At 44.8% G+C, this 23,205-nt stretch carries 21 protein-coding genes; 18 read left to right on the plus strand and 3 right to left on the minus strand.

The genetic code is table 11. The features are described from left to right. Positions 1-328, plus strand: a 328-nt coding sequence (locus R3D86_08180) for a 2-aminobenzoate-CoA ligase (GenBank protein ID MEZ5758183.1), incomplete at its 5' end; no start/stop codon positions are given. A gap of 10 nt (positions 329-338) precedes the next feature. Here the strand turns inward: R3D86_08180 and R3D86_08185 are convergent. Next, positions 339-794 (minus strand): MarR family transcriptional regulator, encoded by a 456-nt coding sequence (locus R3D86_08185; GenBank protein MEZ5758184.1) that lies wholly within the window; start codon positions 792-794, stop codon positions 339-341. A gap of 119 nt (positions 795-913) precedes the next feature. Between R3D86_08185 and R3D86_08190 the strand changes: the two genes are divergently transcribed. The 7 genes from R3D86_08190 to R3D86_08220 all read left to right on the plus strand — a co-directional run bounded on the left by R3D86_08190 (position 914) and on the right by R3D86_08220 (position 11,554). After that, on the plus strand, positions 914-3,259 hold the full coding sequence (locus tag R3D86_08190) for a hypothetical protein (protein MEZ5758185.1): 2,346 nt from the start codon (positions 914-916) through the stop codon (positions 3,257-3,259). Between the two features lie 27 nt (positions 3,260-3,286). Then, on the plus strand, positions 3,287-3,703 hold the full coding sequence (locus R3D86_08195; GenBank protein ID MEZ5758186.1) for a hotdog domain-containing protein: 417 nt from the start codon (positions 3,287-3,289) through the stop codon (positions 3,701-3,703). Positions 3,704-3,715: 12 nt separating this feature from the next. After that, positions 3,716-5,767, plus strand: a complete 2,052-nt coding sequence (locus R3D86_08200) for a 3-hydroxyacyl-CoA dehydrogenase NAD-binding domain-containing protein (protein MEZ5758187.1) — start codon at positions 3,716-3,718, stop codon at positions 5,765-5,767. Between the two features lie 11 nt (positions 5,768-5,778). Continuing rightward, positions 5,779-6,837, plus strand: a complete 1,059-nt coding sequence (locus R3D86_08205; GenBank protein ID MEZ5758188.1) for a CDGSH iron-sulfur domain-containing protein — start codon at positions 5,779-5,781, stop codon at positions 6,835-6,837. Between the two features lie 8 nt (positions 6,838-6,845). Beyond that, a complete protein-coding gene (locus tag R3D86_08210) occupies positions 6,846-7,985 on the plus strand; it encodes an aminotransferase class V-fold PLP-dependent enzyme (GenBank protein MEZ5758189.1) in 1,140 nt (379 codons plus the stop codon). Positions 7,986-8,073: 88 nt separating this feature from the next. Beyond that, the gene (locus tag R3D86_08215; protein MEZ5758190.1) at positions 8,074-10,431 is read left to right on the plus strand and encodes a hypothetical protein; all 2,358 of its coding nucleotides are present in this window, start codon (positions 8,074-8,076) and stop codon (positions 10,429-10,431) included. An 88-nt stretch (positions 10,432-10,519) separates the two neighbouring features. Continuing rightward, positions 10,520-11,554 carry a zinc-dependent alcohol dehydrogenase family protein gene (locus R3D86_08220; GenBank protein MEZ5758191.1) on the plus strand — a complete coding sequence of 345 codons (1,035 nt, stop codon included), beginning with the start codon at positions 10,520-10,522 and terminating at the stop codon, positions 11,552-11,554. A gap of 10 nt (positions 11,555-11,564) precedes the next feature. On the opposite strand, the gene R3D86_08225 is transcribed toward R3D86_08220, so the two are convergent. Next, positions 11,565-12,929, minus strand: a complete 1,365-nt coding sequence (locus R3D86_08225; protein ID MEZ5758192.1) for a cbb3-type cytochrome c oxidase subunit I — start codon at positions 12,927-12,929, stop codon at positions 11,565-11,567. Then, on the minus strand, positions 12,904-13,326 hold the full coding sequence (locus R3D86_08230) for a cytochrome c (protein MEZ5758193.1): 423 nt from the start codon (positions 13,324-13,326) through the stop codon (positions 12,904-12,906). The genes R3D86_08225 and R3D86_08230 overlap by 26 nt, the downstream gene beginning before the upstream one ends. Before the next feature lie 278 nt (positions 13,327-13,604). Between R3D86_08230 and R3D86_08235 the strand changes: the two genes are divergently transcribed. From R3D86_08235 to R3D86_08280, 10 genes are all read left to right on the plus strand, one after another. Next, complete coding sequence (locus R3D86_08235) at positions 13,605-13,967, plus strand: hypothetical protein (protein ID MEZ5758194.1); 363 nt, start codon at positions 13,605-13,607, stop codon at positions 13,965-13,967. Continuing rightward, positions 13,921-14,844 carry a TolC family protein gene (locus R3D86_08240; GenBank protein MEZ5758195.1) on the plus strand — a complete coding sequence of 308 codons (924 nt, stop codon included), beginning with the start codon at positions 13,921-13,923 and terminating at the stop codon, positions 14,842-14,844. Before R3D86_08235 ends, R3D86_08240 begins: the two co-directional genes overlap by 47 nt. Further along, on the plus strand, positions 14,841-15,941 hold the full coding sequence (locus R3D86_08245; protein MEZ5758196.1) for an efflux RND transporter periplasmic adaptor subunit: 1,101 nt from the start codon (positions 14,841-14,843) through the stop codon (positions 15,939-15,941). Before R3D86_08240 ends, R3D86_08245 begins: the two co-directional genes overlap by 4 nt. Next, a complete protein-coding gene (locus R3D86_08250) occupies positions 15,941-19,021 on the plus strand; it encodes a CusA/CzcA family heavy metal efflux RND transporter (GenBank protein MEZ5758197.1) in 3,081 nt (1,026 codons plus the stop codon). The genes R3D86_08245 and R3D86_08250 overlap by 1 nt, the downstream gene beginning before the upstream one ends. Next, positions 19,018-19,335: a DUF3240 family protein gene (locus R3D86_08255; GenBank protein MEZ5758198.1), complete on the plus strand. Its 318-nt coding sequence runs from the start codon at positions 19,018-19,020 to the stop codon at positions 19,333-19,335. Before R3D86_08250 ends, R3D86_08255 begins: the two co-directional genes overlap by 4 nt. Beyond that, a complete protein-coding gene (locus R3D86_08260; GenBank protein MEZ5758199.1) occupies positions 19,322-19,666 on the plus strand; it encodes a hypothetical protein in 345 nt (114 codons plus the stop codon). Before R3D86_08255 ends, R3D86_08260 begins: the two co-directional genes overlap by 14 nt. Before the next feature lies 1 nt (position 19,667). After that, complete coding sequence (locus R3D86_08265; GenBank protein MEZ5758200.1) at positions 19,668-20,333, plus strand: response regulator transcription factor; 666 nt, start codon at positions 19,668-19,670, stop codon at positions 20,331-20,333. Continuing rightward, complete coding sequence (locus R3D86_08270) at positions 20,330-21,646, plus strand: ATP-binding protein (GenBank protein MEZ5758201.1); 1,317 nt, start codon at positions 20,330-20,332, stop codon at positions 21,644-21,646. The genes R3D86_08265 and R3D86_08270 overlap by 4 nt, the downstream gene beginning before the upstream one ends. A gap of 123 nt (positions 21,647-21,769) precedes the next feature. Continuing rightward, the gene (locus R3D86_08275; GenBank protein MEZ5758202.1) at positions 21,770-22,825 is read left to right on the plus strand and encodes a peptidyl-alpha-hydroxyglycine alpha-amidating lyase family protein; all 1,056 of its coding nucleotides are present in this window, start codon (positions 21,770-21,772) and stop codon (positions 22,823-22,825) included. Positions 22,826-22,891: 66 nt separating this feature from the next. Next, positions 22,892-23,203, plus strand: a complete 312-nt coding sequence (locus tag R3D86_08280) for a hypothetical protein (GenBank protein ID MEZ5758203.1) — start codon at positions 22,892-22,894, stop codon at positions 23,201-23,203. The last annotated feature ends 2 nt before the right edge of the window (positions 23,204-23,205 follow it).

The following is a 23,205-nucleotide window of genomic DNA, read 5'->3' on the forward strand; positions in this document are numbered from 1 at the left end:
TTACTGGTTTGTGGCCCGCGGTGATGATATTATCATTTCTGCAGGCTATAATATTGCCGCGCCGGAGGTAGAGCAGGCGGTCATGGCCCATGAAGCGGTTAAAGAATGTGCTGTCGTTGGTGCCAAAGACCCGGACCGAGGCATGATTGTGAAAGCCTTTGTGGTTTTAAATGAAGGATATGAGAGGAATGATGGCCTGATTTCAGATATTCAGAATTTTGTAAAATCCAATATAGCCCCCTATAAATATCCGCGGGCCATCGAATTTATTGATGCTCTGCCAAAGTCGGCAACTGGTAAGCTGCTCCGTAAGGACCTGAAAGATTAGTCAAGAAAGATTAATCAAGAGACATTCTGGCATTATGAAGAAAATGGGTAAATTCCTTCATATGGTCAAGATCAATTGAATTTAAGGCTTCCTCGACCCAAAGCGCATTATTTTCTGCCATTTTTTGAAATAGATTGTTGCCTTTTTTTGTCAGTGTGACCAACGAACTTCTACGATCATCCTCTTTGGCCTCTTTTTTGATCAGACCGTCACTCTGCATACGGTCAAGTAGCCCGGTTATATTTCCTTTAGACGCTATAAGCCTTGATGCCAACTCGCCAATGGTTAGACCATCATTATTTTCTCTGGCCAGCTGTGAAAGCACATCAAAACGAGAAATATTCTGGCTGTAATTCTGCCTTAGTTTATCGTCAATAATCTGTTCCAGTTTGTTGGAATAACGAAGCAGCTCAATCCAGAGTTTGAGCGATTCTTTTTGTCGCTCTGTATAGTTTGATTTTGGCATTTACAATTTTCTCCCTGCAAGCACTATATCCGCAGTGGGAAAAGTTGCAAGCACGCAAATGTAGTTTACATGTAAGATAAATTTGGCTAGTCTGCTTTAATTCTGCAGGAGGCAAAAATATGAAAATATCTGTAATTGGTGGTGGGCCGGGTGGACTTTATTTTGCACTTCTGACTAAAAAGGCGAAACCTGACTGGGATATTGAGGTTTTTGAGCAAAACAGGCCTGATGATACCTTTGGCTTTGGTGTCGTCTTTTCTGATGATACGTTAGACGAATTTTTAAGCCGAGATCCTGAATCTTACGCGCTGGTCCGCGATGAATTTGCCTATTGGGATGATATTATCATCCGTTTTAAAGGTGAAGAAGTCCGTTGCGGTGGTAATGGCTTTGCCGGATGTTCCCGGCTTAATCTGCTTAAAATTCTGCAACATAGATGTCATGAGCTGGGGGTTAAGCTAACATTCGGTAAGCGGATTGACGTCGAAAATCTGGAAACTGACTTTGCCTCATCGGATATGATCCTTGCCAGTGACGGAATAGGCTCCGCCATTCGCACCTATTACAGTGATTATTTTAAACCGAGCCTTGTAACAAAGTCGAACCTATTTACCTGGATGGGTTCTACCCGCAAGGTTGAGGACTTTACCTATTTCTTTAAAGATACAAAACATGGTCCCATTTGTGCTCATACCTATCAGTATGAGGAAGGAACATCGACCTGGGTTTTTGAAATGTCAGATGACTGCTGGCAGAAATGGCAGTTTGAAGAATTTGATGAGCAGGGATCAGCCGATAAGCTGGAGAAAATTTTTGCAGACGAACTGGAAGGTCACAAGCTCATTATTAACCGTTCGATGTGGCGCCAGTTTCCAAGGATTTATTGTAAAAACTGGTATCACAAAAATATTGCTATTCTTGGTGATGCAAAGGCATCAGCTCATTTTTCAATCGGGTCCGGAACCAAGCTTGCCATGGAATGCGCAATTGCCCTCTCGGACGCGATGGTCGAGCATGGGGAAACGTCCATAGAGGATGCCTTTAAAGCCTATGTCAATGAGCGTGAAACACCGGTGCAGATTTTACAGCATAATGCCGATGTTTCCATGGCCTGGTTTGAACATATGGACCGGTCCTGGGATATGGACCTGATGCAGTTTGCCACGGTTGTTATGTGCCGGTCTAAATCGGTGACCTATGATAACCTGATCTTGCGTGACCCGAACTTTGCCGAAAAAATTGATACGGCCTTTTACGAACGCTATTACCGTGAAAGCGGGTATGATTATCGGCAAAGCCGGCCGACACCTATGTTCACGAAATTCAAACTGGGTGAAATGGAACTTCGAAACCGTGTTGTTATGTCCCCCATGGCGCAATATTCAGCGGATGAAGAGGGCAATGTTACAGACTGGCATTTCAATCACTATAGCGGATGCGCAAAGGGCGGTATGGGCCTGATGTATGTGGAAATGACCTGCCCATCACCGGAAGCGCGGATCACGCTTGGATGCCCTGGGCTTTGGACTGACAGACACGAAGTTGGCTGGAAACGCATTGTTGATTTTGTTCATGAAAACACGAGCACAAAAATTTGCATGCAGCTTGGCCATGCAGGACGTAAAGGATCGACCCAGCTGGGCTGGCAAGATGCAGATCACCCTATTAAGGATAAGGATAAAAACTGGACGCTTAAGTCAGCATCCGCCCTGCCCTATTTCAAGGATATTTCCCAGACCCCAAAAGCCATAGACCGCGCCGATATGGATAAAATTATTGCTGATTTTCGGCAGGCAACGATACGGGCGGACCGAGCAGGATTTGATATGATCGAAATGCATGCGGCGCACGGATATTTGCTTGCGTCTTTTTTATCGCCGCTGACCAATATCCGTAGTGACGAATATGGCGGATCGATAGAGAACAGATGCCGTTTCCCGCTTGAGGTGTTTAAAGCTATGCGGGAAGAATGGCCGGACCATAAACCGATGTCGGTAAGGATTTCGGCCTGTGACTGGGTCGAGGGCGGTATTACAGAGGAAGATACGTTTTATATTGCCAATGCCTTTAAGGATGCGGGCGTGAATCTGATTGACGTATCTGCCGGACAAACAGTGCCTGACCAGAAACCGGTTTACGGGCGGATGTTCCAGCTTGGCTTTGCAGAAGCCATACGTAACGTCCCGCGGGTCGCCACGATGGCTGTAGGCAATATCACCGACCCGGCACAGGTTAATACCATCATCCATACAAGGCGGGCTGATCTTGTGGCACTTGGCCGTCCGCATCTCTGGAACCCTTATTTTACACGTGAGGCGGCCGCCTGGTACGGTGTACCACTTGCGGATGGGGATTGGGAAAAACAATATCTTTCTGGTAAAGCACAGGCCTATAGCTTAAAAGAAAAGGCACGGGCACAACAATTGGAATGGCAGCAAAAAGCCAAGCCAAGCCGCCATAAATAACAGCCGAAAAATAAAGGAACAGGGGATATGGCCACTTTTAAGGTAACACGTAAAATCCGTTTCGGGCAGACAGATGCCGCCGGGATTACTTATTATCCGCGTCTGGTTGAAATGATAAATGACATTGTTGAGGATTTTTTCGCCGATGTGGTTAAATTCAGCTACAAAGAAATGATCGTCGAAACCGATTACGGAGTTCCGACCGTAAATCTCAATGTTACATTCAAGCGCCCGGCTGAGTTAGAAGATTACGTGGATTGGTATTTGAATGTAACCAAAATCGGCCGTTCGTCCTTTACTGTGGAAATTGAAGCAAAAGTCGCGGAAACTGAGATTCTCAGCGCCATTGTGACCTTGGCCTATATTAAGGGAAAAGGGGCCATTATGAAAAGCCATCCGCTTCCTGCCCATGTGAAAAAAATTATGCAAGATTATATGAAATAGAGGTCTGAATTAGTGAGTGTTGTTTCCACTGAAATATACAATGATATAGCGGTGATCACCATTGATATTCCACCGGTGAACGCGCTTTCACATGCAGTACGGGAAGGCGTTTCGCAGGCTTTGTCGGATGTGGGCGTAAAGTATGAAGTCAAGGCAATAATCTTACGTTGTGCCGGGCGCACCTTCTGTGCCGGTGCCGATATTTCAGAATTTGGAAAACCACCCAAATCCCCAAGCTTACCGGAACTGATGGATCAAATGGATAAAATCGATATTCCTTTGATTGCTGCCATTCATGGTACGGCCCTTGGGGGCGGATTTGAACTGGCGCTTTGCTGTCATTACCGGATATTGGAAGCGTCAGCAAAAGTCGGGCTGCCGGAAGTAAATCTGGGGCTTATACCCGGTGCGGGCGGGACCCAGCGGCTCCCCCGTTTGACAGGCGTTTCTCAGGCATTGGACATGATCACAACCGGAAAGCCAGTTTCAGCAGAAAAAGCCTTGTCGCTTAAAATTGCGGATCGGGTCAGCCAAAATAATCTGGAACAGGATGCTCTGGCAATTGCTGAAGACATTATAAAAAACAATATTCCGGTAAAAAGAGTAAGTGATCTAGACATCAAAGATAATTCTGAAGTTTTTGATATATTTGCAAAAAAAATAGCTGCCCGAACTCGTGGTTTTCTTGCGCCAGCGGCAGCGATAGAAGCTGTGAAAGCTGCCACCACCTTATCTTTTAAAGAGGGGTTAATGGTTGAACGGGAACAATTTATAAAACTTGTTGAAGGGGCGCAGTCAAAAGCCCAGCGCCATCTGTTTTTTGCAGAACGTGAAGCAGCAAAAGTGCCCGGTATTGATAAAAACACAGCCGTTTATGATATTAGGCAGGTTGCGGTCATCGGCGGTGGCATTATGGGCTGCGGCATTGCTGTGAATTTCTTAAATATACAGCTTCCAGTCACTTTATTGGAAATCTCCCCCGACGCATGTGATGCCGCGAGGCAGAAAATTTCTGGTATATATGCTTCATCAGTCAAAAAGGGCCGCATCACGGAAGTTCAGAAAGAAAAGATGTTGGCCGGGCTTACCCTTACCTGCAAATATGAAGATATTTCAAATACTGATCTTGTGATTGAGGCTGTGTTTGAAAATATGGATATTAAAAAACAGGTGTTTGAAAAACTGGATAGTGTGGCAAAACCAACCGCGATCCTGGCGACAAACACATCTTTTCTTGATATTAATGAAATGGCCAGCGCGACATCGCGACCACAGAATGTTCTTGGCCTTCATTTTTTTAGCCCGGCCCATATTATGCCGCTTTTAGAAATTGTTAGAACGGATCATACGTCGAACGAGGTACTGGCAACGGCATTGAAATTGGCAAAAATGATTGGGAAAACGGCTGTGGTATCCGGGGTTTGCTACGGCTTTATCGCCAACCGGATGTCCTCCTGTTATGGACGGGAGGCAGGACTACTTCTGCTTGAAGGGGCAGATGTTGAGCAGGTTGACCGCGTACTTTATGAATTCGGTATGCCGATGGGCATGTTTACCATGCTTGACATGGCCGGTATAGATATTGGGGTGATGGCGCGTGAAAATCTTAGTCCTGAGCTATATGATCAAAGGGCTTTTGCTATTCATGCGGCATTGGTGAAGGATGGGCATAAGGGGCAGAAAACAGGGACAGGATTTTATATTTATGACGGGGGTCAAAAGATAATAAATCCGATGGTTACTGAACTGGCCAAAAAATTTGCGGAAGAATTTCAGATCAGGCGCCGCACTATCAGTGACAAAGAAATAGAAGAGCGCTGCATATTTGCCCTGATCAATGAAGGCTATAAAATTGTTGGGGAAGGTATTGCCATAAGAGCAAGTGATGTTGATGTGGTTTATACCGCTGCATTCGGTTTTCCCCGTTATAAAGGCGGGCCGCTTTTTTATGCGGAGCAAATAGGGCTTGATTATGTGATTCGTAAAATAAATGAATTTGCTGAAAAACATGGTGATCGATGGTGGCAGCCGTCGGATCTTATGATAAAATTGGCCACAAAATAACAGGTGATGATATGACAGAAAAAAAAGACAAATATGTTGCAGAAAATAAACCGACGCTTGTTAGTCTAGAGGCTGGTAAAAAATACGCCTGGTGCACCTGTAAGCTCAGTAAAAACCAGCCTTTCTGTGATGGTTCCCATAAAGCGACGAACAAGAGGCCAATGGTTTTTACCGCTGATAAGGATGAAGATGTGCTTCTTTGTGTCTGTAAGGCGACAAAGTCCGGTCCTTATTGCGATGGATCCCATAATAACCTTGAAGATGTTTATGCCGAAGCCACCCCCGAAGAAGTGGAGAGCATGAAAGGATCCCACTTTGTTGAGCGCGAAAATGGCAAGGCGCTCATTGACGGTGGGGCCTATGTTTTAACGCCGCAGGCGGAAAATGATAAAGTGGCGGGAAACTTAAGGTACCAGCCTGTTATTTCGGAAGAGGACGGGGCAACAAAACTAAGTCTTCATAAATTATCAGTTTCACCCGGAACAACACCGTGGCTTGAATATAAGGGGGTTGATACGGTTCTATATTTTGTTGATGGAAAAGGCAAAGTTGATATCGCAGGACGGGAATTTGATGTTGCTGCTGAGGCTGGTATTTATGTAAGGCCCGGTGAATCATTCCGCGTTATTGCAAAAGAAAATATGACCATTTATGCAACAGCCTGCCCGATGCTCAGTGAGCTAAGTGTGTTAGATGAAAATCAAAGTGAATTTCAAGCCGATTTTCCCGAGCGCTATGTGGCATTCGACCTTGCGACGGCTAATGTTATGGCCAACCGTTTTTATCAGGAACTCGTCGATAAAAAAGTTGGGTCAAATGAGGTTACCCAGTTTATCGGCCAGATCCCAAAATCCCGTGCAGCCATGCATCGCCACCTTTATGAGGAGGCCATTGTTATTCTATCCGGTTTTGGCCGGATGTGGACAGGCACCAAATGGGCGACGGTTGAATGCGGTGATGTATTGTTCCTGCCGCACCGTCAGGGCCATTCCCTCGAATGTACGGCGGATGATGGCATGCTTCTTATGGGCGTTTTTTATCCATCAGGCAGTCCGGCAATTAACTATTAGGGTAAATAATGAAATCAATGGAAGACTATCGGAAACATTTTCCGATTTTTAAAAATAAGGTTTATATCAACAGCTGTTCCTATGCCGCTCTCTCGAACGAGGTTGAAGCGGCTTTCTTGAGCTATCTTAAAGACAGGCACATGCTTGGGGCGGACTGGATCAACTGGTGTGATCGTCTTGAAAGGGTCCGGGGTCTGTTTGCAAAGCTGCTTTCTGCAAAGGTCAGTGAAATTGCGGTTACGGCATCGGCATCGGCATCTTTAAGCGCGGTATCAAGCAGTCTTGATTTTTCAGGTCCCCGAAAAAAAATCGTTACGACCGATCTAGCTTTTCCTACGGAGGCTCAAGCCTGGCATGCGCTTAAAAAAAATGGTGCAGAAGTCGTCCATGTAAAAGAAAAAAATGGCATGATTGACCTGGATGAACTTGAAAGACGGGTTGATGACAAGACCCTGTTGGTGGCTGTTCCCTTGGTGTGCTACCGAAATGGGGCCCTTGCCGATATCCCTAAAATTCGTGATATTGCCCGAAAAAATGGCGCGATGATTCTGGTTGATGCCTATCAGGGAGTTGGTGCGGTACCGATCAATGCCGCTGACTGGGATGTTGATTTCATCGTTGGCGGCTCTCTTAAATATCTGCTTTCTACTGCTGGTGTTGGTTTTCTTTATGTCCGTGAGGGTTTGATCAGTAAATCAAGCCCAACCCAAACCGGATGGTTTGCCCAGGAAGATATCCATGCCATGCTCATCCATGATAATATTCCGGCAAATTCTGCCAGACGTTTTGAACAGGGAACACCGGCGGTGCCCAATCTTTATGCCGCGGAGGCAGGTCTAAACCTAATTCTTGAAATAGGTGTTGAGAATATCAGAAAACATGTAGCTGCCCTTAATGAATATCTGAAGGAAGGGGTTCAAAAAATTGGCGGAAAGCTGATGTCACCTGTCGATCCGGAGCAGCATGGTGCCATGATTACTGTTGCCTCAACCGATCAATATGCACTGGTTGAGAGATTGGCTGAGCAGAATATTGTCGCCTCATGTCGGGATGGAAATTTACGGCTTTCGGCCCATTTTTATAATAATAGTCAGGATATTGAGGCGGTCTTGTCGGCTCTTAAGGATAATCAAAACCTGCTGGCATAAATCAAAAATCATTTCGTTATTCAAATTTACTTGGCATCTAGAAATATAAATGTTACTCTCTGGTAACTTTTATATTTTGAGGTGAGGAATGACGACTATCGGCAAGGCAAGTGGGCCAGTAAAAAAAATATCCAAAGCAGATCTGGAAAATTTAAAGCTGCTTGAGAAAAAAGTCCTCTGGCTGGCAAGCTATATGATCCATAACGCCAATCATCTTCGTCCGTCGCGGGATGGTCTTAAGGTCGGTGGTCACCAGGCGTCCAGTGCTTCACTGGCAACGATTATGACGGCCTTATATTTCCATATTTTAAAGCCGAATGACCGGATTGCTGTGAAACCCCATGCCTCCCCCATTATGCATGCAATCATGTATCTGATGGATCGTCAGACACTGCCTAAAATGCAGAATTTTCGTGGTTTTGGGGGGGCACAGTCCTATCCATCCATGACAAAGGATACGACGGATGTTGACTTTTCAACAGGTTCGGTCGGGATGGGTGTTGCGGCGACCTTATTTAATTCCCTGACCCAGGATTATATGGTTGATCACGGCTGGCACGATGAAAAAGCAATGGGTCGGATGATCGCCCTTGCGGGTGATGCGGAATTTGACGAAGGCAATATTTTTGAAAGCCTGCTAGAAGGATGGAAGCACCGGGTCAGAAATCTTTGGTGGGTTATCGATTATAACCGTCAAAGTCTTGATGGTGTGGTTGATGATGCTCTTTTCGGTCGGATTAGTGGTGTATTTGACAGTCTGGGGTGGAAGGTTTCTACCCTTAAGTACGGAAAAAAACTGCTCAAAGCTCAGAAAGGACCAGCGGGTGAAGCAATCCTCAAATGGATTGATAACTGTCCGAACCAGCTTTATTCAGCCTTGACCTATCAGGGCGGCGCTGAATGGCGAAAACAGCTCTCTGATGAGCTTAAAGGAACAAGCAAGCTTGGCGAATTTCTGGATAGCTATAGTGATCCTGAACTGGCCGAAGTTATGACCAACCTTGGGGGTCATGATCTTGAAACCCTGACCGAAGCCTTCAGTCAGGCCGAAAGTGACCAGCCGCAGTGCTTTATAGCCTATACTGTAAAAGGCCATGGCCTGCCGCTTGCCGGACACAAGGATAACCATGCCGGGCTGATGAGCGTCGGGCAGATGGCACAGTTCCAAAAAGACCAGAAAGTGCCACAAGGCGCGGAATGGGATAAATTTGGCGGGCTGGAAAAACACGCGGAAAAATTACAGCATTTTATTGATAACAGTGCCTATCAACAGCGTAAAAAAGCAATTAAGAAAGCTGCCGCCATCCGTATTCCGGAAATTCCGGCGCCAAGCGATGACTACCAGTCAACCCAGGAGGCTTTCGGTAAAATCATGTTTGATCTTGCCAAGGGCGATAGTGAGCTTGCCGACCGGATTATTACTACAAGTCCGGACGTGACTTCCTCAACCAACCTCGGGCCGTGGGTGAACCGCAGAAACCTTTATGCCCGTGAAGACGTGGCTGATATTTTCAAGGATAAAAGAATTCCTAGCACCCAGATATGGCGTAAAGGGCCTTCGGGTCAGCATATGGAGCTTGGGATCGCCGAAAATAATCTGTTCTCACTGCTTGGTCAGTTGGGTCTTGCCCATCATCATTTTGGAGAAAGACTTTTCCCGGTGGGGACCCTTTATGATCCGTTTATTGCCCGGGGGCTTGATGCCTTAAATTATGCCGCTTATCAGGGTGCCCGCTTCATGCTTGTTGCGACCCCTTCCGGGGTTACGCTTGGACCAGAAGGTGGTGCTCATCAGTCCATCGGCACGCCGCTGATTGGCCTTTCTCAACCGGGACTGACGTCGGTTGAACCTTCCTATGCCGATGAACTTGCAGTACTCATGAAATGGGCGTTTGAAACCATGCAGGACGAGGAAGGATCATCAGTTTATCTCCGTCTGTCAACGCGAAAAATTGATCAGCTTCCCCGTAAGCTTTCTGAGGAAGATAAAGATAATATTGTTAAAGGAGCTTATTGGCTCAGAAAACCAACAAGTGGAACAACAAGAGCCATAATTTATTCAGGAGCCATTGCGCCGGAGGTTATGGGTGCCGTACAGGATTTGCAGCACGAAAATAAGGATATGGCGGTTCTTGCCGTAACGTCATCGGATATTCTATATCGTGACTGGGCGGCATCGCGCCGAAGCAGTGCGATAAATAAAATTCAGAAGACTTCCCATATCGAGAACCTGATGTCTAATCTGGCACGGGACTGTGTCGTCGTTTCCGTTTGTGACGGTCACCCGCTTAACCTTTCATGGCTTGGTAGTATTCATGGGAACCCGGTTGTGCCGCTTGGTGTTGAGGCCTTTGGACAGACAGGTGATCTTCCCGATTTATATGAACATTTCATGATCGACAGTGCGGCCATTGTTGCGGCTTATGGCAGACTGAAACGGAATTGATCCTTATCATCATTAGAACCTTGCAGAATTCATATTGCTCCATTCTTATTTTTGTGTTTTTTTAACAAAAATGAGGATGGAGTGATTGATGAAAGCCGTTTTGTTCGAAGAATTCGGTAAAAAGCCAGAGATTACACAGGTAACTGATCCAGCGCCAGTTGATCATGGTGTTGTTGTCAGGGTTATTGCAACAGGACTTTGCCGGAGCGACTGGCATGGCTGGATAGGTCACGATCCAGACATCAGATTGCCCCATGTGCCGGGTCATGAACTTGCCGGTATCATTGAGGTGGTCGGCAAAGATGTCAAAAAATGGAAAGCTGGTGACCGTGTAACCGTTCCATTTGTCGGGGGTTGCGGGCATTGTCCTGAGTGCCTGTCAGGCAATCAGCAGGTCTGCGATAATCAATTCCAGCCCGGTTTTACCCATTGGGGGTCATTTGCCCAATATGTGGGCATTCATTATGCTGATATTAATCTGGTGAGGTTGCCTGATTCCATGGATTTTGTTACAGCGGCCAGTCTGGGATGCCGATTTGTGACCTCTTACCGGGCTGTTGTTGACCAAGGGAAGGTGGACGCTGGTCAATGGGTTGCGGTACATGGCTGTGGCGGCGTGGGGTTATCAGCCATCATGATTGCAAAAGCCTATGGCGCCAAAGTGATCGCCGTTGACATTGATGATGATAAACTGGATTTTGCCAGGGCGATAGGCGCGGATTTCGCCGTAAACGGATTGCATGAGAAAGTGCCGCAGGCTGTTTTTGAAATTTCAAAGCGAGGGGCGCATATTTCCATTGATGCGCTTGGCAATCCTGTCACTTGTGAAAATTCAATCAGGTCTCTTAAAAAGCGCGGTAAACATATTCAGGTCGGTCTGCTGGTAGCCGACCAGAGCAAGCCGAACTTGCCGATGGATATCGTGGTGGCTAACGAGCTGGAAATTATCGGCAGCCATGGCATACAGGCATATCGTTATCCTGAACTTATTGGCTTGATTGAAAAGGGCAAGCTTTCCCCTGAAAAGCTGATCGGTCAAACCATTTCATTGGAGCAATCGATTGATGCATTAATGAATATGGACAGCTTTGAAGGAACGGGGGTCACGGTAATCCGTTTATAAAGGAGTAATTTTATTCTGCAGTGACCGTTATCGTTTCTTTCTGACTTTTTGCCGGCCATAACATGTTTAAGGCTGCAACAACAACAAGCCATAGTCCACCAAGAAGGCCGACACCGGAAATTGAGAAAATCAGAAGCATGGGCATGACCGCTTCCGAGCGCTCATAAAAATCATCCCATTCTTTAAAGGCCTCCATGGAGCCTGCAACCATCAAGGCGGTGAGGAAAACAACAAGAGAAATATTACTGAGCCAATAGCCATGGGAGGCCCATTTTTTTGACCAGCCACTGAATTCAGCACCTTTTAGCTCTTCGATTATCAAAAAGACTGAGCCCATCAGGATCATGGTATTGATGCCGATGGTTGTTCCCATTGCATGGGCAACGGTGATATGGGTGCCGTGAGAGAACAGATTAAACGCCGGTATTGAAATCAGGATCGCTAAAATCAGATTTAAAAATACCCAGATATCGGCCGCAAAAATAAAGCGATAAGACTGGCGATGAGTGAATTTCTGATCCGGTGTTAGTGATTGCCGCCATTTCCAGATAATGTCGGCAAGAATAATAAGTTCTGCCATACTGACGGCGTAACCAAGCATTCTAATCCACGAGGCAGAGGGCACCGCATATACATGGTGTGACCAGCCAACCATTAGTGCAACAAAGCTCAGGATATAAAGCAGGAAAGCTTCATTGGAATGGGCCATTTTCTTATCGCCGCTGATATATTCCATCACAAACATGGCTGTGCCGTAGACCAGCATATTCCAGGACCCGACAAGCGCGCCATAGGATTTCCACTGAATGGTAGTTTCACGGACAATATTTTCATCAAAAAACGGGATTAGATATAGGTGAGCTTCGGTAAAAGTAATCAGGAAAAATATAATCCCGGTCATCCACATCCAGTAATAGACCGGCCAGGGGCCTTTTTCCTTTTTCATCGTCAAAAGAATGTTAATGCCAAACATAATCCATGTGGCGAAAATGGGTGTTGATAACACGGGTGGATAAGCCCAATATTCACGACCGCCAAATTTCCCCATAATATAGGCGGCAAGGATGGCAATACCGGTGATCACAAAGACCCAAAAATGCAGTGGCATGGATCTTGACCAGGCGAGGCTAAGTCCCCGGTATTTTGGTAAATAATGATATATCCCCCCAATAGCGGCAAGAAAAATCCAGGCAACGGCAAGACTGACATGGATGGGCCGTAACTGGTAAAATTCAAAGCCGCTTAACGTGTCGGGGTATAAATATTTAAAAGCCCCCAGCACACCCATAAGTACACATCCACCCAAAGACATCAGTCCGAGGATAACAAAACATACGCCGGAGCGATTATTAACGTTCGTATTTGACTGTTCCATACCAGGTTATCTCTCCTTTCTTGGGGTTATAATTACCACCCTCGCCGACATGCTTAAGGTAGGCGATGAGATCATCAACTTCCTGCTCGTTAAATCCAAAATTTGGCATCCGGTCAGTGCCTTCTTCAATGAACATGCGCGCATAGTCGGGTCCAAGATCGGGATTAGCCACTACATTGGTAAGATCAGGTCCCATATAACCGCCAAGGCCATAGATCTGGTGGCAGGCCCAGCAGTTATTTTCCCGAAATAATTTTTGTCCGTGCAGGACATTTTCACTAGCGGCAGTTTCGCCATTCAGTGCGGTGCCGGATGTGTAGATATTGGCAGAATAGAAAAAGAACGAAACAAAAAGTGCCAAAAACAACACACGACGCCATGGTTGAGGTTTATCCATTTTCGCTACCCCTGTTTATACATCCCTATATGTACAGTTAAATTATACTGCAAATCAGGAGTATAAAGCGGTGTATTAAGGACAGGAATGAGGGGAAAATTAGAATTCCATTCTAGCAAATAAAAAAATCATAAAAATGAATTCTGTATTTGTGGGAGTTATTTTTAAAACCCCCCATTTTAATACCTATTGAAAAATATAATTAAGAGAAACATTTTCAGGTTCATTTAAGCTGCGGATGATACCTAGGGTTTAATTTGAATTATGGAGTGTTTATAATGCTTAATCGTGTAATTTTTTTCACGCTTATGATCTGGCCTTTTGCTCTTTTCGCTGAGCAGCAGGAAACTCCCGAATTTGAAATTGTTGAGAGCGAAACTTTGACCCTTGGTGAAGTGGTGAGTGCTGCTATGGCAAGATCACCAGATCTTGGCGTGGTGAAATCCAAAGAGGAAAATGCTGACGCCTTAAGAAGTCGTGCATCAAGTTTATTTGCGGATACTCCGGAAATTTCGCTTAAAATGCAAAATGACCGCTTACTGTCAAACCAGGGATTGCGGGAATGGGAAAGTGCTCTTGGAGCTGCCGTTATGGATGCCAGGACAAAAATCAGCAAGTTATCAGAAAGCAAGGATGTCTGATCAGGAAGCTAAAGCCTATCAGGATTTAGCTATTTTGAGTGTAAATGGTCAGATCCGCGAACATCTATGGCAAATCAAACTGGCACAGACCGAGCTGCAACAGGCACAGGCAAACTTAAAAATCGCCGAGGATCTGGAACGCGATATTAGCAGGAGAATTGCAGCCGGAAATTTACCTAAACAGGATGAGCTTTTAAGCCAGAAAGAAGTGATGAGCCGTAAAATGGAGCTGATTAACGCCCAAGCAGAATTTATTCATGCGGGCAAAAGATATGAGAGTGTTACTGGGCTAACAGAAATTCCGGCATTTTTTGAAGAAGAGATTGATCATGAAACAGATACTGAAAATGCGCCGATATTAAGGTTTTATAATGCGAAAGTTGATTATCTTGATGCTTCTTATAATGAGCAGAGAAACAGCTGGAGCAGCCCACCGAAATTATCCGTAGGCGTTAAGCGGGAAACGGCTTCCTATACAGGCCATAATATTGACTCTATTGGTGTTGGAGTGCTGGTTCCTCTTGGTGCCGGTGCCCAAATGAAGTCTAAACGTGCTGAAGCTGCTCTTGCTCTCGCAGAAATGGAGCGGGAACGGGAACTGGTCAAAAGGGAATACAGGCTTGCCCTCCATGAAGCGGACAACGACCTTGAGGTATGTGAAGCCGAGCTGCCGCTCTCCGCCAAACATTTTGAAATGGCCAGTGAAAATTTAAGACTTGGAAAAAAAGCCTTTGATTTGGGTGAAACTGACTTGTTTGATTTTCTGAAAATTCAGGAACAGTATTTTTCATCTTCAGCGGCAAATAAAAAAATTATTATTGAATGTAAGCGGGCAGTAGCCCGGCATAATCAGGTTAAGGGAGTATTATTGCCATGAAAATAATCTTGAAGGCACTAATCAGTTTATTTTTATTGGGTAGCATAGCCAATGCGTCAGACGAGCAAATTAAAATTACTGCATCACAAATTGATAAAATGGGTATTGAAACTCGTGATATTGAGAAAATTTCATCCGTATGGAGCACCGGGTTTCCTGCGCAAGTGGTCATTCCAAATTCGCAAATTATGGTACTTAATCCAATGTTGCCGGGACTTGTCAATATACTTTATGTGGCCGAAGGCGATCAGATTAGCAAAGGACAGAAACTGGCTGAAATTTCAAGTCCGGAATTTTTGAATGCGCAACAGGTTTATCTGGATGCGTTATTTACAAAATTACAAATGACCAGAAATCATCAGCGTAATATTGAGCTTTTTAAAGAAGGAATTATTTCTGAGAAAAGTTATTTAAGTGGTGAAGCCGCATTTCAGGATGCAGAGGCTTCCGTCTTCCGCGCCCAGCAATCCCTTGAATTTTCCGGACTTGATCCTGCTGATATAAAGGCACTTGAAGAAAGCCGTAAGATGCAGAAAAATCTGATTATCCGAGCGCCCTTTGATGGTGTCGTTCTGAAACAGAATGCCAGAACGGGAGAGCATATCAGTGAAGATATGTCCCTTTATGAAGTAGGACAGATTAATCCGCTCTGGATTGAAATCCATGTGCCATTATATTTAAGAGAGTCACTTCAGCCTGGTAATAAAATAACCATAGACGGTTCGTCTGTTGAAAGCCGTATTATTACCATCGGTAAAATGGTCCACGAGGAAGATCAGGGAATTATCGTCAGAGGAGAGATTTCTTCCGGACAATCAGAATTTATCCCCGGCCAACTGGTGAAAGCCAGACTTGAACAGAAAAATGAAGCAGGGGAATTGTTCAGAATTCCGGCTGGGGCCGTTATCAGAAGTGGCGATAATGCAAGTATTTTTATCAGGAATTCGCAAGGGTTTTTGTTAAAGCCGGTAAAAATTATTGCTGATGAAGGATCGTCACTTGTCATTATGGCAGAAATGGCAGAAGGTGATCAGATTGCCTCCAAAGGCCTTGTCACCCTAAAAGGGATGATGGAAGGATTGGGGAGCGAAGAATAATGCTGGATAAACTCATACAGTTTTCGCTTACTCAGCGGCTGATCGTCCTCCTTGTTGCAGTGCTTGTTATTGCGGGGGGATGGGTTTCTTTTGGTGATACCCCAATTGATGCTTTCCCGGATGTATCCACAACCCAGGTAAAAATCATCCTCAAGGCACCGGGTATGACTCCGGAAGAAATTGAGCAGCGGATCACTGCGATTATTGAAGTTGAGATGTTGGGTCTTCCCAATCAAAGCATGCTGCGCTCTATTTCAAAATATGCTTTGACCGATATCACCATTGATTTTGAGGAGGGAACCGATATTTACTGGGCCCGTCAGCAGGTATCAGAACGGCTAAATGCCATAATGGAAGACCTTCCAGCCGGTGTTTCCGGCGGGATTGCCCCGATGACAACGCCGCTTGGTGAAATGTTCATGTTTACCATTGATGGCGATACGATGAGCCTGATGGAAAAAAGGTCGCTCCTTGACTGGGTTATCAGACCCGCATTGCGCGGGGTTCCTGGTGTGGCTGATGTAAATGCCCTTGGTGGATTGGTAAAGACATTTGAAATTACCCCCGATAACTCGCTTTTATTGGCCCATAATATTACTGTGTCCGAAGTTATTGATGCAGTACGGGAAAATAATAAAAATGATGGTGCCGGCCGCCTTAACGAAGGAGAAGAAGTTCTTCTGGTGCGAACCAGTGGCAGCATTACAGGCATTTCCGATATTGAAAATATTATTGTCAGGCAGCATCTTACCGAGCCAATCCGCGTAGCTGACATTGCAACCGTCAAAATTGGCTCTATTACCCGTTACGGCGGTGTCACGGCACGCGGTCAGGGAGAAGCTGTTGAAGGGCTTGTGCTTAGTTTGCGGGGAGCTAATGCCCAGGAAGTGGTCGAAGGCGTAAATGAGAAACTTGCTGAGATTGAAAGAAGTTTACCGGATGGCATTTCCATCAATGTGTTTTATGACAGGGGAAAACTGATCGACAAAGCTATTGGATCGGTTTCCAAGGCACTCGGTGAAGCTATTGTACTGGTTCTGGTTCTGCTTCTGGTTTACCTTGGCGATCTGCGTGTTGCCCTGACCGTCGCGCTCATTTTACCACTTGCCGCGCTGGCAACATTTATATGGATGAAAGAGTTTTCCATGTCTGCAAATCTGATGAGCCTTGGTGGTCTTGCCATCGCCATTGGTATACTGGTTGATGCAGCGGTCGTTGTGGTTGAAAATATAGTGACTTATTTATTTGATGAAAAAAATCAGAAGCTGCCGAAACTGCATCTCATTTATCGCGCAGTTTCAGAAGTTTCCTTACCGGTTACCTCGGGCATGCTGATTATCATTATTGTGTTCTTGCCGCTGCTGTCTTTACAGGGACTGGAAGGAAAATTATTTTCACCGGTGGCACTGACGATTGTATTTGCGCTAACATCGTCACTTTTCCTGTCCCTGACTGTAATTCCGGTAATCGCGTCATATCTTCCCAGTCAGGTCAGTCATTCTGAAACCTGGCTTGTCAGGACGTTGCAGAAGAAATATGTCCCCATACTCAACTGGTCACTGGAAAACTCAAAGAAGGTATTTATTTCATCCGGAATATTACTTGCTGTTGCGCTCCTGGTTTATATCCAGGTCGGGAAAACCTTTATGCCGACAATGGATGAAGGTGATATGATCATTCAGTGGGAGAAATTGCCATCAGTCGGACTTGAAAAATCCATTGAAATGGACAATCGAATTCAGCAGATTTTAATGGAAAATATTTCAGAAATTGACAGTATGGTGGCCCGCGTCGGCTCGGATGAAATTGGGCTTGACCCCATGGGTCTTAATGAAACGGATGGATTTCTTGTCCTTAAGCCTCGTGATGAATGGACGGTGGACAGTAAAGAAGAACTGATGGCAAAAATTAATGATGTTCTGGCGGAAATTCCTGGCGTCGCATTTAATTTTACCCAGCCCATTGAAATGCGGGTTTCTGAAATGCTGACCGGTGTTCGTGGGGATATTGCCATAAAAGTTTTTGGTGAAGACCAGAACCAGTTAAATGCCATTAGCGCAAAAATTATTGATATTCTTCAGGACATTGAAGGGGCGGATAACGTTTATAAACCTGCCAATGAAGGGGCACAATATCTTAGGCTTCAGATTGATACAATGGCAGCAGGACGTCTTGGTATTTCAGTTGATGAGATCTCGGAACTGCTCAGAAGTCAGATTGAAGGTCTGAATGTCGGTTTGGTCTATGAAGGGGCGCGCCGGACACCGATAATTATTAAAGGAACGGAAGAGGTCAGAAATTCTCCGGCAGATTTTGAAAATCTGCAAATCACTTTGCCGGAAGGACGGCGTGTCCCTCTTGCCATGGTTGCTAAAATTGAGCGGGTTGAAGGTCCTGTCTCTGTCCAGCGTGAAAAAGGATCCCGTATGGTGGTTGTCATTGCCAATGTTGCAAACCGTGATCTCGTTGGATTTGTGGAGGAAGCAAAGGAACTCACTGCCTCAAATGTGGAACTGCCAAGCGGATATACGCTTGAATGGGGGGGACAGTTTGAAAACCAGCAACGGGCGGCCGCAAGGCTTTCTATCGTGATCCCGGTTGCTCTTGGACTAATTTTTCTGCTTCTTTTCGTGACATTTAAGTCAATCCGACAGGCGCTACTGGTATTAAGCAATATTCCCTTTGCCATGACCGGGGGAATTATCGCTCTCTGGCTATCCGGTGAATATCTATCTGTTCCGGCTTCGGTCGGGTTTATCGCCCTGCTAGGGATTGCGGTGCTTAATGGCGTTGTCATGGTCAGTTATTTTAATCAGCTTTATGCTCTTGGAAAACCGATTGCAGAAGTCATTATGGAAGGAGCAATCAGAAGGCTGAGACCGGTTCTCATGACCGCTAGTATAGCGGCATTCGGTCTTGTCCCGCTTTTGTTTGCAACAGGACCCGGTTCTGAAATTCAAAGACCACTGGCAATCGTTGTTATAGGCGGGTTGGTTACTTCAACATTGCTGACACTGGTTCTTTTGCCGATTTTGTATAGCCGATTGGGAAATAATTCCGGTGGGGAGAAAAATTCATGAGCCTTTGTATGCTATCACTTATCGTGCCGGTCGCTATTGAAAGCACGATCATCGACTGGTTATTAGAGCAGGATGAAATTAAAGGATTTAACAGTCTGTCCCTTGATGGACACGGAGCCCATGAAAATGCAATGACACTATCAGAACGCGTTACTGGGAAATCCGTTAAAAAAATGTTCCAATCGCATGTCACGGAAGTACAGGCAAAAGATATATTGGGTCGGCTGAAGAAGGATTTTGCAAACGCTGATATTCATTATATGATCAGACCATTATTAGATGCGGGGAATTTATCATCCTATGAAGCAGATTAATTTTTATAAAATTCCACTTATGTTTTTTGGGGTGATGGTATTGCTTTTTGGTGGTGAGAGTGCCTTTTCACAGGAAGAACAATATGAATCCAATCATTTATCACAGGAAGAATTGGCGGAAATATTAAAAAGTGGCGATATTCTGGGGCTTGAGCAAATTATCTCATTTATCCACAGGGAAAAAGATGACCGAATGCTTGAAGTTGAGCTGCTTAATTATGACGGTGTGCTTATTTATCAGATTGAAATTCTAACGGCCAAAGGCGTTGTTGTGACCTATTATCTGGATGGTAAGACGGGTCAGGATGCATCAAGTTTGCTGGAGGGCTAGAATGAGATTACTGCTTGTTGAAGATGATCCAAAGCTCGGACCTAGACTGGCAGAGGATCTTCGGGGCAAAGGTTTTGCAGTCGATTTGGTCTCAACAGGTATAGATGCGGAATTCATGGGGGACGAAATTTCATATGATGTTGTAATTCTTGATCTGGGATTGCCGGATATTTCAGGACTGGATGTCTTAAGAAACTGGCGAAGAAAAGGAAATTCACAGGCTGTACTCATCCTGACAGCCCGCGATGACTGGCAGGAGCGGGTTGATGGCTTTCAGGCAGGGGCAGATGACTATCTTGGAAAACCGTTTCATTTTGAGGAACTCATTGAACGTGTAAATGCATTGATCCGCCGTACCAATCAAAAAGTAGGTGCTGGTCTTGCGGCGGGTGGCATAAGTCTGGATGAACGAAAACAGACCGTTACAACGGATGCTGGTCAGGAATATGAACTGACGGGCACTGAATTCAGGTTGCTGCGATATATGATGATGCATCAGAATGAAATATTATCGAAAACCCATTTGACCGAACATATATATGATGATGTTTCGGATAAGGACAGTAATGTCATAGAAGTTTATATAAGACGACTGCGTAAAATTCTTGGTGATGAAATGATAAAAACAAAAAGAGGACAGGGCTACGTTTTTGAGGAACGGTCATGAGCAGTTTAAAGTCCCGTCTTAACCTAGGTGTATTTATTGTTTCCCTGATATTTTTCAGTACTTTGATTGGTATAAATATTGTTTTTTTTAACAGGTTTGGAGAAGAGTTTGTTCAAACCCGGCTCCAGCATGATATTGATGCTCTATTGGCAAATTTAAAACCGGGCGAAGACGGAAATCTCTTTCTTAATGAAGAGACACTCAATCCTATTTTTCTCCAACCATTTTCGGGTCATTATTTCCATATTGAAATGTCACATAGGGAGTATTTGTCCCGTTCATTATGGGATCAGACAATGTCAGTCTCCAAAATTGAGATCGGCAAAACGGCTTTAAAACAGGAAAACGGGCCAAACGGCCAAAGGCTTCTGATCCTGGAAGGGGGCTATCTGAAAGATGGGCAATTAATACGAATAGCCGTTGCAGAGGATTTTACGCCAATTACAAACAGTTTGCGCACTCTTACCATTGCGCTGGTTGTTTTAAATGGTGCCATTGTGCTGCTATTGATGCTGATACAGCGCTTTATTGTTAATCGTGGGATGGCCCCCCTGCAGGCAACAACTGAGGAATTGGCGCGGATTGGGTCAGGAGAAAACAATTTCCTCAATGAAAAAGTACCAGAAGAGGTTTTACCATTGGTTATGGAAATCAACAAATTGATGGTGATGGTTGATAACCGGGTTAAACGATCTAAAACAGCATTGGGAAATCTGGCACATGCACTTAAAACACCGCTGGCTTTAATTGAGCAGAATGTATCGGGTGGAGATGATAAAATAAGACCCGAAGAGATAAAAGGTGCGACCAAACAGATCAAACATCAACTGGATAGTGAGCTCAGACGGGCGAGAATTATCGGATCATCTGTCCATGGCCAGAAAATTGATCTTTCAGAATTAATCGGAACACTCATTACGACTTTCAAAAAAATATACCAGGATAAAAATATCGACTGCATATTGAATATTGATCCTGATGCTAAATTTGTTGGTGATCGGCATGATATGATGGAGCTTTTTGGAAACCTTCTTGATAATGCCTGTAAATGGTGTCAGCATGTTGTTTCGGTTAGCATCAGAAATTCTGACGGGCTGGAAATAACTATAGAGGATGATGGTCCGGGAATTTCACAGGAAAAATATGAGCAGATTGAAAGTCGTGGAATTAGGCTTGATGAAGCGGGCGAAGGATATGGCCTTGGCCTATCAATCGTGCGCGAAATTATTGATTTGAATGATGCAGAAGTAAAATATGCGCCATCGGAAGAATTGGGCGGATTGAAAGTCTTTATTAAAATGCCCAGGCAATGATTATTTTCATTCTATCTTTGGTACAAGTTAACCTTTACAAACAATCTATTTTATAGTCCTATATGCGATGTAAGAGTGGGGACTCAGAATAATATAACTTTCGAATATGAGGAGAAATCTTAGATGAGGATTAATAAAAAAATTGCAAATATATTATTTGCTTCCGCGGCTTTAACCGCTGTTTTTTCTGCGTCGGCTATGGCACAGGGAAATCCCTATGAACCGATAGAGGGAGAATGGGTGACACTGCCTGACGGGCGTCAATGGGGATCAACAAGCACCGTTTATTATGCTGGAAATGGTAATATCTGGGTTGCTGAGCGTTGCGGTGGCAATACGAATTGTCTGGATACGCCGGATATTGATCCGATTATGCTGGTCGATGTGGATGGAAATATCTTAAAAAGTTTTGGTAAAAATATGATCGTCTGGCCACATGGATTACATGTTGATCCAGATGGAAATTTATGGATTGCTGATGCCCGTGGTGATGAAAAACGTAAAAAAGGGCACCAGGTTCATAAATTCAGTCCTGATGGAAAGTTGCTGATGTCACTCGGCACAGCTGGTGTGGCGGGTAAAGATAAATATATATTTGATCAGCCCTGCGACGTTGCGGTAGCACCAAATGGCGATATTTTTGTTGCCGATGGTCATGGTGCCGGTGGCAATAACCGCATTGTCAAATATAACAGCAAAGGTGAGTATCTGATGGAATTCGGCTCAACAGGATCAGAGCGTGGTCAGTTCCGTGAACCTCATGCACTGGCGATCAGTACAGATGGCCGGTTGTTTGTTGGAGATCGTCATAACGCCCGCGTTCAGATTTTTGATCTGGAGGGACATCATATTGATCAATGGACCCAGTTTGGACGTCCAAGCGGTGTTTATATTGATAAGAACAATATGCTTTATGTTGCCGACAGTGAATCAAACACTGGCTATCAGCGTAATCCTGGCTGGCTGCGCGGAATTCGCATCGGAAGTGCGAATAATGGTTGGGTGACAGCTTTTATTCCTGATCCAAACCCGGGTTATGCCCGTGGCACAAGTGTGGCCGAAGGGGTAACGGCCGATGAAGCCGGTAATGTCTATGGTGCGGAAGTGGCGCAAATGAGAATGCGTAAATATATTCCAAAAACATATCATGGAACACCACCACCACCGAGAAGAAATTAATTTCTGGACTAATTAAAGGAAGCCTCCATATTATCCATATGGGGGCTTTTTTTGTAGGTACTAGAAATGGAAATTATCAAAAGCAAAAATTTTAAAGCGAATAAAGCCTGGGGAGCAAGGGATATTGCCAATATGGGTGGCATAACAACCCGACTTCACTGGACAGATAAACCTTATGTCTGGCACATTAATGAAGGTGAAGAAGTATTTGCCGTATTAGATGGGACTGTCGAAATGTTTTACCGTGAAAATGGTGATGAAAAATCAGTTCTGTTGGACGTCGGGGACATTTTTTATGCCGGTATAGGGACGGAGCATGTCGCCCATCCCAGAGGAGAAGCGAGAATTTTAGTGATTGAAAAAGAAGGCAGTGTGTAACA

Source organism: Emcibacteraceae bacterium (assembly GCA_041396985.1).
In the GTDB taxonomy this organism is placed as follows: Bacteria; Pseudomonadota; Alphaproteobacteria; order Sphingomonadales; family Emcibacteraceae; genus Pseudemcibacter.